This is a genomic window from Pauljensenia sp. 27098_8_83 (assembly GCF_041432695.1).
GTDB lineage: Bacteria > Actinomycetota > Actinomycetes > Actinomycetales > Actinomycetaceae > Pauljensenia.
Genome location: NZ_JAPWAD010000030.1, coordinates 19418 through 29593, shown reverse-complemented (window position 1 = coordinate 29593; position 10176 = coordinate 19418). Strand labels below are relative to the sequence as shown.

Here is a 10176-nt window from a genome sequence, read left to right as displayed (position 1 = left end):
CGACGAGGCCGTGGCTCCCTCACGCGTCAACGCTCAGGCCAGGCGGTACGTCCAGCCGTAGGGATCCTCGGCGCGACCCCACTGGATATCGGTGAGACGCTTGTGGATCTCGCGGGTCTTGTCTCCCACCGCGATCTCGACGTCGAAGTCGTCACCAGCCAGGCGAGTGATCGGGGTGACCACGGCAGCCGTGCCGCAGGCGAAAACCTCGGCGACGGCTCCCGAGCGGATACCGTCCACGACCTCGGACAGGGCGATCTTCTCCTCGTGTACCTCCACGCCTTCGTCGCGCAGCATGCGCAGGATCGCGCTGCGCGTGCCGCCCTCGAGGATGACGCCGGTGAGCGAGGGTGTACGGATCGTGCCGTCCGCCATGACGACGAACATGTTCATGCCGCCCAGCTCCTCGAGGTACTTGCCCTCGTAGGTGTCCAGGAAGCAAACCTGGGAGAAGCCCTTAGCCTCGGCCTGGATCTGGGGCAGCAGGGAGGCCGCGTAGTTGCCGCCGGCCTTGGCGCTACCGGTGCCGCCGGGGCCAGCGCGGTGGTACTCGCGCTCCACCCAGATGGCCACGCCCGACAGTCCGCCCTTGAAGTAGGGGCCCGACGGCGAGCCGATAACGTAGTAGTCGACGACGCCCGCGGGGTGCACGCCCACGAACTCCTCGGAGGCGAACATGAAGGGACGCAGGTACAGGGAGGATCCCTCGGCCTCGGGCACCCACTTCACGTCGGCGCGCACGTAGTCCACCAGGGAGGCCACGAAGTCCTCGCGGCTCAGCTCGGGCAGCGCCAGGCGGCGAGCCGAGTGATTCAGGCGCGCGGCGTTGTAGCCGGGACGGAAGGTCCACACGGAGCCGTCCGCACGCTTGTAGGCCTTGATGCCCTCGAACACGGACTGGCAGTAGTGGAAGACGGAGGCGCCGGGGGTCAGCTCGAGCGGGCCGTAGGGGATGACGCCGCGGTCTTCCCAGCCACCCTCGCGGGTCCAGCGCATGTGAGCCATGTGATCCGTGAACTTCTTGCCGAAGGCCAGGGTCGACATGATCTCGTTGTACTCTTCGGGCGTCGCCGGATGCGGGTTGTGGGTCAGGGGGAAACGACCGGCCAGCTCGTCGGCGCCGGGAAGTACCAGGTCGCCGGCAGCCTCAAGTTCCGTGGGGGTGTGCTGCGTCGATGCCATGAGGTCTCCTGTCGTGGTCTTTCACAAATATGAGGCCAGAATATGCCCGCCGTCCGCATTGTGGCCGATTGATTTCGGCATGTGACCCACTCCCCCGGCCGCTGTGGACGTTCTCACCCCCACAGGACGGCTCACTCGTAGTGTGTCCACATACGCAGGACGCGGACGGTGCGCTCTTCTTCGAAGACCTCGTAGACGAGCCTGTGCTGAATGTTGATCCTGCGGGAATACATACCTGCGAGGTCCCCGACGAGGCGCTCGTAGCGTGGAGGCGTCGTGAACGGATCCTCAGTCAGGATCTCGATGAGGCTCTGAGCTTTCGCCTTGAGTCCGCTGGCGGAGAGCTTCTTCGCATCCTTCGCGGCCTGTTTGGAGAAAACGACGCGCCACATCGCTACCACTCCACGTCATCGAGCGCGTCGTCGAGATCTTCGCGAGCGGCTTCCTTCAGACTGTCCGTCATTCCGGGAATTCCCTGCAGGTAGAGGGTTTCCTGAATAGCGGACCAGTCGGCCTCGCCAATGAGGACAGCGTTTCCGCGACGTCCGGTGATCGTGATCGGGGTCGATTCCTCGTTCACGGTGTCGATGAGCCGGTACAGGTCCGAGCGGGCGGCAGTAGCACTCACAGCAGTCATGATTGTCCCTTTCCACCACCATCATAGCGTACGCTTTCACGTACGCATAGGTCTGTGCGCACGATTTCTGCCGAAAGGATACGATCAACGCATGACGACTTTGCCTGACGCCCTTGCCTCCGCCCTGCCCTCCCGCGAGCGCCGCTCCCCCGGCCTGGAGTTGGAGGACGGGCGCTGGTTGGCGGCCGCGAAGTCGGGCCTGTACGTGTTCGGCGCCGAGGCCTCGAACAACGAGGGAATGCCCACCCCCGAGATGTTCCCCTGGTACGACGTGGCGCGGGCGCGCTGGGAGGCTGAGGGCTCGCTGTTCGCGCTGGAGTGGGTGGATCCGGCCCGCCCGGCCCTGGCGGGGCGCGGAGTCGGTGACCCGGAGGACTTCATGCGTCATACGAGCGAGTTCGTGAACCGCTCGATCGTCCTGCACTCCCAGGTGGAGGTGGGCAACGGGACGACGGTGACGGCGTGGGTGCGCCGCGGCGAGGACGGGCTCTTCTCGGTGCTGACGGCCGACGGGCCGCTGGATGCCGACGGGCAGCGCGAGGCGGACGCCCTGGAAGCCCGCGTGCGCGACGCGGTCGGTCTCGACTGATCGACGAGGCCGGGGCTCCCCATCGGGGCACCCTCCCCTCACCCGCGTCCTCAGCCCCCTCACCCGCGCTCACTCGCGCGCACTTACGCACACGCACTCAGACGACAACGGGACCCATCCTCACTGGATGGGTCCCGCTTCCAAGTCCAGGCGAACGCCCGGAATCAGTGGATGACGTCGACGCGCTCGAAGGCGTCGAGGGAGAAGCCCTGATCGAGGATCGCGCGGCTCCACTCGCGAGCGCTGAACAGCGAGTGGTCGCGGTAGTTGCCGCACGAGTATGCGTCGGTGCCGGGCACGTCCTCCCAGGTGATGTCCTCGACGATGGCGTGCAGGGACGAGGCCAGAGCCTCGGTCACCTCACGCACCGAGGGGGTGCCCCACATGATGAGGTGGAAGCCCGTTCGGCAGCCGAACGGCGAGCAGTCGATGACGCCATCGATGCGGTCGCGCAGCAGGGAGGCCAGCAGGTGCTCAATCGTGTGCAGGCCCGAGGTCGGGATCTCCCCGGCGTTGGGCTGGAGGAGGCGCACGTCGAAGTTCGAAATCTGGTCGCCCTTGGGGCCGGACTCCACGTTGATGAGGCGCACGTAGGGCGCCTTGACGGCGGTGTGGTCCAGGGTAAAGCTCTCAACTTCGGCCATCGGTTAGTCCCTTTCGGTGTAGTTTTGCCGGCGTTGCTCCAGGCGCATGAGCTCCCGGAACGTCTCGGAGTAGTTGGGGTCTTCCTCGTTCATGCGCGACAGGGCCGCGCGGGCCTCGCCGAGCTTGCGGGTCAGGTCCATGCGCACCATTGCGGCCACCACGCCGCGGCAGTACGAGCGCACGTCGGCCTCGCCCGCGACGGGCAGGGGCGCGACGGCCAGCTGGGTGACGGCGGGGCCGATGATCTCACCGGCGGTCTCGAGGACCACCTGGACGAAGTGGCGCGAGGCCGCCAGCGTCGCGTTCTCGCCCGGGCCGAAGTGGGCCTCGGCCTGGCGCATCATCTGTGTAAAGGCGTCGAGGCCGCCGACCGCACGGATCGCATCGTGGACGGCGCGGTGCGTGGGCACGGTGAAGGACTGCCCGTCGAGTTCCTCGAAGCCGGAGCCCACGGCGAAGAGCGGGTGCTGGAGGACGGCCTCGAGCGCCTGACGTTCGACGCGGCTCACGGGGTCCTCGGGGCCTCGGCGCTCGCGCATGGGGGCGGGACGGCCGGCACCCGCCATCTCGATTTCTCCCGGGCGGGCCTCGTGCGAGATGACCTCGACGCGTCCGGCCGCGCGGATCGCCTGTTCGACCGTGCGCATGTCCATGCCGAGCCACCCGGCCAGCTGGCGCGTGTACTCGCCGCGCAGCGCGCGATCCTTGATGTGCGCGACGATGCCGGCCGAGGCGCGCAGGCCCTGCACGCGACCCTCAGCGCTGCGCAGGTCCATCTGGGACAGGACCGAGCGGATCGCGAACTCAAAGAGCGGGATGCGCGAGTTCACCAGGTCGACGATCGCCTGATCGCCCTGGGACAGCCGCAGCTCGCAGGGGTCCTGCCCACCCGGCGCGACCGCCACGAAGGTCTGCGCCGCGAAGTTCTGATCCTCGCCGTAGGCCCGCAGCGCGGCCTTCTGCCCGGCGCTGTCACCGTCGAACGTAAAGATGACCTCGGAGCCGTGCGCGCGCCCCGACGACAGGAGAACACCGGCAGCCGGATCCGCGTGGTCGCCCAGCAGGCGGCGAATGATCTTGACGTGCTCGGAGCCAAAGGCAGTGCCGCACGTGGCCACGGCGTTCGTGACGCCCGCGACGTGCGCGGCCATGACGTCCGTGTAGCCCTCGACGATGACGACCTTATGCTCCGTCGCGATCGTCTTCTTCGCCAGGTCCAGGCCGTACAGCAGCTGCGACTTCTTATAGATCGGAGTCTCGGGGGTGTTGAGGTACTTGGGCGATTCCTTGTCACTGTCGTCCAGGCGACGCGCCCCGAAACCGACCGTCGCGCCCGTAATGTCCCGGATCGGCCACACGAGGCGCCCACGGAAACGGTCGTACACGCCGCGACTGCCCTGCGAGCCCAGGCCCGAAATCTGGATCTCCTGGTCCGTGAAACCCTTCGAACGCAGGTGGCGCGTCAGGGAATCCCACGAGGCCGGGGCGTATCCGACCCCGAAATGCGCGCACATCGCCTGGGTGAAGCCGCGCTCGGCGAGGAAGGTGCGGCCCTTGTGCGCCTCGGGGGACGCGAGCTGGCGCTGGTAGAACTCTTCGGCGACGCGGTGTGCGTCCAGGAGGCGCTGACGCTTGCCCGGCTCCTCGGTGCGCACACGCGCCCCGCCCTCTTCGTAATGGAGGGTGATCCCGGCCTTCGCAGCCAGCATTTCCACGGCCTCGGTGAACGACAGGTGGTCCATCTTCTGTACGAAGGAGATGACGTCGCCGCTCTCACCGCAGCCAAAACAGTGGAACATGCCCAGGTGGGGGCGCACGTTAAAGGAAGGCGTGCGCTCGTCGTGGAAGGGACACAGGCCCTTCAGGGAGCCGATGCCCGCGGGTCGCAGCGCTACGTGCTCGCCGATGACCTCGTCGATCTTCACTGCGTTACGTACCGCTTCGATGTCGTCCTTGCGAATCAGACCCGCCATGTCCCTCAGTTTACCGATGCCCGCCCACGTCTGCGTCCGATCACGCTCACAGCTGCGAGGACAGCATGCCGCACCAGCGGGCATGCCACGCGGAGGCCGACACGTCGGTGAGCGAGGCAACTTGATCGATGACCGCGCGCAGGCGCACGCCGTCGTCGGAGGCGGCCCGCCACTGCGCGGCGAACAGGGGCTCGAGGGCCTCGGCCCCGGCCTCGTACAGGGCGTCGACGAGGTCGGCGAGGAGCGTGCGCTGCTGGTAGTACACCGGCTCGGTCTCGCGCGGGCTCATCACGTAGTGGACGGCCATGCCCTTGAGGATTTGGATCTCGGCGCGCACCTGCCGCGGCACGACGAGGTCCGCACGGTAGCGGCCCAGCGGCTCGTCCCCGAAGGTCTCGCGCGTGGCGGCCACGGTCGCCGAGCAGAAGCGTCCGATCAGCTCGCTCGTCGCATCCTTCAGGTGTGCGAGGGAGGCGTAGGACCCGTCGAAAGAGCGCAGCCACACGGGCATGGACACGATCCGCTCGAGAGCCTCTTCCAGGTCCGAGCGCGCCACGGACGCCCCGTACCAGTCCAGGGTCGAGGCCACGACCGCCGAGCAGTGCGCGTCGTCGAAGAGATCGGAGGGGTCTAGCTTGCGGGTCGCGACAGCGTCCTCCACGTCGTGCACCGAGTAGGCGATATCGTCCGACAGGTCCATGATCTGGGCCTCCAGACACCGCCTGCCAGCCGGGGCGCCCTGACGCATCCAGGCGAACACGGGCGCGTCGTCGGGGTACACGGAGTACTTGCGCGTCGACTTAGCCAGGTCCGGGCCACCGGCCTTGACCCACGGGTACTTGCAGATCGCGTCCAGGGTCGCCCGCGTCAGGTTCAGGCCCGCGGGAACGCCGCCCGCGCCGATGACCTTCGGCTCTAGGCGCGTGACGACGCGCAGGGTCTGGGCGTTGCCCTCAAAACCACCGATCGAGGTGGCCGCCGCGTCCAGCGCGCGCTCGCCGTTATGCCCGAAAGGCGGATGCCCGAGGTCGTGGGACAGGCACGCCGCGTCCACGACGTCCGGGTCGGCCCCCAGCTCCTTGCCGAGCTCGCGGCCCACCTGGGCAACCTCGAGGGAGTGCGTGAGGCGCGTGCGCACGAAGTCATCCGAAATAGGTCCCAGCACCTGCGTTTTTTCACCGAGGCGACGCAGCGCGGAGGAGTGGAGGATGCGCGCGCGGTCGCGTTCGAACTCGGTACGTTCGGAAGACTTGTGTTCCTCGGGCACCCAACGCTCGGAATCGGCGGACGCGTACGGGCGACGCGCGTCGCCACCATCAACACCGGGGATTGCCAGGGAAAACTCATTCACGGGGCCATTTTACTAGGGAAACGCCTGCGCAGAACGGGCCCCGGCCTCGTGACCGTCAAAGCGGCACAAATTACCCACAAAATACTGTGAGATAGACCGTCGCCTATGTCACTACCTGTTCAAACATGCTAATTGTCAAGTGTCGCATTCAGCGTCGAATCCTCATCCACGGAAGGAGTCCCCCGTGTCCAACACGGCACAGGAAATCCTCGATGCGGTCGGTGGTCCCGGCAACATCACCCACTTCACCCACTGCGCGACGCGTCTGCGCTTTGAACTCAACGACGCGTCGGTCGTCGACAAGGACCGAGTCGAGGCCATTGACGGCGTCCTCGGTGCCGTCCCCCAGTCGGGTGATCGCTACCAGATCGTCATCGGCGGTGCGGTGCAGTCCGTCTTCAACGAGATCAATAACCTGCCGTCAATGAAGTCGGGCGCCGCCGCCTCAAACGATGATGTCAAGGCAGCCGCTCGCGCGAAGGCGCGTGGCAAGAACGCCATCGTCGACGCATTCTTCGAGTACCTGTCGGACTCGTTCCGCCCGCTGCTGCCCGTTCTGCTTGGCGCATCTCTGATCCTGGCGCTCCTCGCGGTGCTCGACGCCCTGCACATCGTCGACACGCGCGCCGAGACCATCCCCGCGTGGCTGGGCTACGTGAACTCCATGTGGCGCGCGGTCTTCTACTTCCTGCCGGCGATGGTCGCCTACAACGCCTCCAAGAAGCTGGACATCGACCCCTGGGTCGGCACGGCCGTCATCCTCTCGCTGCTCACCCCTAACTTCATCGGCCTGAGCAACGCGTCCTCGTTCAGCGAGACGACCTGTGAGCAGACTGCCCTGGGTACCGAGCAGTGTGTTAGCCAGATCGCCTCACTTGAGCCCCTGCTGTCCGCGTTCCCCATACTGAACAAAATCGACTTCTGGCTCCCTCTCATTGGACGGGTTACCTTCCCCCACAGCATTTCGCTCCAGCTGGCTGACTACGGCGGCCAGGTCTTCGTGCCGCTGCTGATGGTGCCGATTCTCGCGCTGGTCTACAAGGGCCTGAAGAAGATTGTCCCCGCGAACGTCCAGATGGTGTTCGTCCCCTTCATTTCCTTCATGATCATCATGCCGCTGACCGCCTTCCTGATTGGCCCCCTGTCGATCTGGATCGGTAACGGCCTGGGTGGCGGCCTCGCCTGGCTCAACGGACACGCCCCCATTGTCTTCTCGATCATCATCCCGATCATCTACCCCTTCCTGGTGCCGCTCGGCCTGCACTGGCCGCTCAACGCCCTGCAGCTGGCCAACATCGCCGCGACGGGTTCGGACTTCATCCAGGGCCCCATGGGCGCGTGGAACTTCGCCTGCTTCGGTGCCACCGCCGGCGTTCTCTTCCTGTCGATTCGCGACCGCGACACCGACATGCGTCAGACCGCGTCCGGCGCCCTGGCGGCTGGCCTCTTCGGCGGTATCTCGGAGCCGTCCCTGTACGGCATCCACCTGCGTTTCAAGCGCATCTACCCGCTCATGCTCACCGGCTGTGTCGTCGGCGGCCTGGTTATCGGCATCGGTGGCGGAGCCACCACGAATACCTTCGTGTTCACCTCGCTGCTGACGATCCCCGTTTTCAGCCCCATGGCCGTCTACGCCCTGGGCGTCGCTGCCGCGTTTGTCACCGCGTTCCTGATGGTCGTGCTGTTCGACTACCGCACGAAGGAACAGAAGGCAGAGGCTCGCGCGAAGAAGGGCCTGCTCGAGGACGACGCCCCCGCCGCCGCGGCTGCTGCCACCTCCGCTGCGTCGGCTGCTGCGCCTGCCACTGCTCCGGCGGCCGAGGCTGCTCCCGCTTTCAGCGACGAGGCGAAGGCTGACCTGACGCTCACTTCCCCCTTGGCGGGTACCATCGTTGCGCTGTCTGACGTGGCCGACGAGGCCTTCGCTGCCGGAGCGCTCGGCCCCGGTGTTGCTCTGTCCCCCGCCGCCGGCGCGGTCGTCGTTGCCCCGTGTGACGGCAAGGTGACGGTTGCTTTCCCGACCGGCCACGCATACGGTATTAAGTCTGCGTCCGGCGTCCAGGTGCTCATCCACATCGGTATGGACACTGTGAAACTGGAGGGTAAGGGCTTCACGCCGCACGTTGCGAAGGGCGACATCGTTCGCCGTGGCGACGTCCTGGCTGAGGTCGATTGGGACGTCATCCGTGAAGCCGGCTACGACACGGTCACCCCGATGGTCGTCACGAACAAGAAGAAGTTCGGCGAGATCACCCCGGCCGCTCCCGGCCCGGTGGGTATCACCGACACGGTCGTGACGGTGTCCCCAAAGGAAGCCGCACAGTGAGCCTGTGACCCAAGAGTGGTGGGCGAGCCAATTGGCTCGCCCACCATTTTTTGTTGCACCGGCGGTAACCGTGGTTCTTTCATTGATACCGTGCATGTTCTTGCACAAGCTCAAGCGAGGCAACTAGACTGTTGACCGTTCGGTTACCTTGCCGCAGGAGTGCAAGGTTCCCCCCTGTCAAAGAAAGACGGAACGATGCCAGACGTTGCATTCGACTCAGAGTTTCTGCTTTCTTTTCGGCGCAACGACGGATGGGATCCGAATCAATGGTGACACCACGAACGCAAGGTGCCAGGCCGAGCCTACGGCGTGCGGCACTAGCATCGGGCTGCACGCTCATCCTCACAGGTGGCGTAGTGGCGGCTCCCCCCGCGCACGCGGAGGATCGAGAGATCACAGCAGCAGACCAGCCCTACTACTCCTACTATCACCTGGACACGGCGCGGGCCAAGGGCTACACGGGCGCAGGCGTCACCATCGCGATCATCGACGGCCCTGTCGACACCTCTGTCCCGGAGCTGGTAGGCGCAAATATTACGGACAAAAGCCCCTGCTCAGTCTCATCTAGCCCTGCTCACAGAAGCCACGGCACCGAAGTTGCCTCGCTATTGGTCTCACGTGCTTACGGCATGGTGCCCGATGCTGCGCTGCTCGCTTACCAAAGCATCGATACCAACAGCGCGGCGGGGGATGATTGCCCGATGAAAGCTGGTGTTCTGCCAACCGAAGTGTCATCGTTGATCAATAAAGCAATCAATGACGGAGCATCAATTATCAATTACTCCGCAACCTCACCTTCACCTTCAAACCACCTCAAGTGGGCAATCGCTCGTGCGATGAGTCAAGGCGTCATCATCACTGCTGGTGCAGGAAACACCGCCTCAGACAACACTGAGAATTCCTTGTCGCAGTGGTCGGGTGTCGTCGGTGTTTCCGCCATTGATACCGATGGAAAGTTCGCTTCCTATTCCTCCTGGGGGCAGGGAGTCACCACGACTGCTATCGGAGGCCCTGTCCTTGCGCGGGATGCAAACGGAAATATTTCCTCTACTCAGGGAACGTCTTTTTCAACACCTATTGTCAGTGGTGTTCTCGCACAGACGCATGCCAAGTGGCCCAACGCGACATCGAATCAGCTCCTCCAGCTTCTCGTCAACACTGCGAGCACACCTCAGGGCGGTAGAGACATCTACGTCGGGTACGGACCAATTAACCCCGGAAAAATGCTCAACACCGATCCGAGCCAGTACCCGGACGAAAACCCACTGGCCGACAAGGGTGGTGGATCGAGCCCGACCCCCGCAGAGGTTCAGCAGTACGCCGATGGCCTCGTTGATCCGAGCGAGATCGCGTATGACAACTCCTACGTCTATCGGGGCCTCGACGAGTCACAGGTAACCAACAAAGACAATCCCTACCCGACTCACCTGGGCACCAGCCCTCGCTTTCACGGAAAGTAGGCGACGCGACACA

General features: G+C 65.2%; 9 protein-coding genes. 3 read left to right on the top strand and 6 right to left on the bottom strand.

Features of this window, described 5'->3' with window-relative positions; all coding sequences use genetic code 11:
- Window positions 1–33: 33 nt before the first annotated feature.
- The 3 genes from O3656_RS09695 to O3656_RS09685 all read right to left on the bottom strand — a co-directional run bounded on the left by O3656_RS09695 (window position 34) and on the right by O3656_RS09685 (window position 1819).
- Window positions 34–1182 (bottom strand): branched-chain amino acid aminotransferase, encoded by a 1149-nt coding sequence (locus O3656_RS09695; RefSeq protein ID WP_500063839.1) that lies wholly within the window; start codon window positions 1180–1182, stop codon window positions 34–36.
- A 131-nt stretch (window positions 1183–1313) separates the two neighbouring features.
- On the bottom strand, window positions 1314–1574 hold the full coding sequence (locus O3656_RS09690) for a Txe/YoeB family addiction module toxin (protein ID WP_500063837.1): 261 nt from the start codon (window positions 1572–1574) through the stop codon (window positions 1314–1316).
- A gap of 2 nt (window positions 1575–1576) precedes the next feature.
- The gene (locus O3656_RS09685) at window positions 1577–1819 is read right to left on the bottom strand and encodes a type II toxin-antitoxin system Phd/YefM family antitoxin (RefSeq protein ID WP_500063835.1); all 243 of its coding nucleotides are present in this window, start codon (window positions 1817–1819) and stop codon (window positions 1577–1579) included.
- Between the two features lie 91 nt (window positions 1820–1910).
- Here O3656_RS09685 and O3656_RS09680 point away from each other — a divergent pair, with 91 nt between their 5' ends.
- Window positions 1911–2408 (top strand): hypothetical protein, encoded by a 498-nt coding sequence (locus tag O3656_RS09680; RefSeq protein ID WP_500063833.1) that lies wholly within the window; start codon window positions 1911–1913, stop codon window positions 2406–2408.
- 164 nt (window positions 2409–2572) lie between these two features.
- Here the strand turns inward: O3656_RS09680 and O3656_RS09675 are convergent, their stop codons facing one another.
- From O3656_RS09675 to O3656_RS09665, 3 genes are read right to left on the bottom strand one after another with little or no spacing between them, the layout of a single operon-like run.
- Window positions 2573–3052 (bottom strand): S-ribosylhomocysteine lyase, encoded by a 480-nt coding sequence (locus O3656_RS09675; RefSeq protein WP_500063831.1) that lies wholly within the window; start codon window positions 3050–3052, stop codon window positions 2573–2575.
- Window positions 3053–3055: 3 nt separating this feature from the next.
- A complete protein-coding gene (dnaG, locus tag O3656_RS09670) occupies window positions 3056–5026 on the bottom strand; it encodes a DNA primase (protein WP_500063829.1) in 1971 nt (656 codons plus the stop codon).
- Window positions 5027–5072: 46 nt separating this feature from the next.
- On the bottom strand, window positions 5073–6377 hold the full coding sequence (locus O3656_RS09665; protein WP_500063827.1) for a deoxyguanosinetriphosphate triphosphohydrolase: 1305 nt from the start codon (window positions 6375–6377) through the stop codon (window positions 5073–5075).
- 184 nt (window positions 6378–6561) lie between these two features.
- Between O3656_RS09665 and O3656_RS09660 the strand changes: the two genes are divergently transcribed.
- Together O3656_RS09660 and O3656_RS09655 are read left to right on the top strand one after the other, a co-directional pair.
- Window positions 6562–8703 (top strand): glucose PTS transporter subunit IIA, encoded by a 2142-nt coding sequence (locus O3656_RS09660; RefSeq protein ID WP_500063825.1) that lies wholly within the window; start codon window positions 6562–6564, stop codon window positions 8701–8703.
- A 251-nt stretch (window positions 8704–8954) separates the two neighbouring features.
- Window positions 8955–10163, top strand: coding sequence for a S8 family peptidase (locus O3656_RS09655; protein ID WP_500063823.1), 1209 nt, complete (start codon window positions 8955–8957; stop codon window positions 10161–10163).
- Window positions 10164–10176 lie beyond the last annotated feature (13 nt).

Coding starts and splice junctions, on each gene's coding strand:
- O3656_RS09695 (WP_500063839.1), bottom strand. CDS start 1,182: ATGGCATCGACGCAGCACACCCCCACGGAACTTGAGGCTGCCGGCGAC.
- O3656_RS09680 (WP_500063833.1), top strand. CDS start 1,911: ATGACGACTTTGCCTGACGCCCTTGCCTCCGCCCTGCCCTCCCGCGAG.
- O3656_RS09685 (WP_500063835.1), bottom strand. CDS start 1,819: ATGACTGCTGTGAGTGCTACTGCCGCCCGCTCGGACCTGTACCGGCTC.
- O3656_RS09655 (WP_500063823.1), top strand. CDS start 8,955: ATGGGATCCGAATCAATGGTGACACCACGAACGCAAGGTGCCAGGCCG.
- dnaG (WP_500063829.1), bottom strand. CDS start 5,026: ATGGCGGGTCTGATTCGCAAGGACGACATCGAAGCGGTACGTAACGCA.
- O3656_RS09690 (WP_500063837.1), bottom strand. CDS start 1,574: ATGTGGCGCGTCGTTTTCTCCAAACAGGCCGCGAAGGATGCGAAGAAG.
- O3656_RS09675 (WP_500063831.1), bottom strand. CDS start 3,052: ATGGCCGAAGTTGAGAGCTTTACCCTGGACCACACCGCCGTCAAGGCG.